Annotated in this window: 1 protein-coding gene; it reads left to right on the forward strand. The window is 64.7% G+C overall.

Annotated features, from left to right (window positions below; all coding sequences use genetic code 11):
- Positions 1 to 70 precede the first annotated feature (70 nt).
- Positions 71 to 501, forward strand: a 431-nt coding sequence (locus EN780_RS37375) for a DUF6361 family protein (protein ID WP_245500292.1), incomplete at its 3' end; no start/stop codon positions are given.

The raw sequence follows: 501 nt of genomic DNA on the forward strand, positions 1-501 counted from the left end.
CTTCACGCTCGTCGATTCGAAGAGCATCGATCGACATCGAACGTGCTTGAGCGAGAGCGAGTGTCGGCCGATGGCTAGTGGTCCGGCCGTCGGCTGGTTCATGCTATCGGAGGCCGACCGCGACGCCGCGAACCGCTATCTGTCGAAGCTCGCGTCAGATGGGACTCGCGACGAGCTCGGGTTCGCGCCCATACACTTCGCCTTCGCCGATCGGTTCTTCCCAGGGACGTCGGTCCAGCACGCGCAGCTCCGCTACGTCTTCTTCGTGGCGTGGGCCTACCAGGAGTTGCTCGCGTCGACCGCCGGCGAGCGCTTCAGCCGCGACCGTCTGTTCGAGATCGAGCGCCGCTACTCGAGGCGGCTGATGGATACGGTGCGCCAACTGCAGAACTCGGGGATCTCGGGATGGATGAAGTATCAGACGGGCGAGCGTCCGGTGGTCCGTGCGAGCACGATCTACTGGACCGCGCTCAGATCCTGGCGGATGGCAAGCCCCGTAGC

The organism is Mesorhizobium sp. M4B.F.Ca.ET.089.01.1.1 (assembly GCF_004022605.1).
In the GTDB taxonomy this organism is placed as follows: Bacteria; Pseudomonadota; Alphaproteobacteria; order Rhizobiales; family Rhizobiaceae; genus Mesorhizobium; species Mesorhizobium abyssinicae.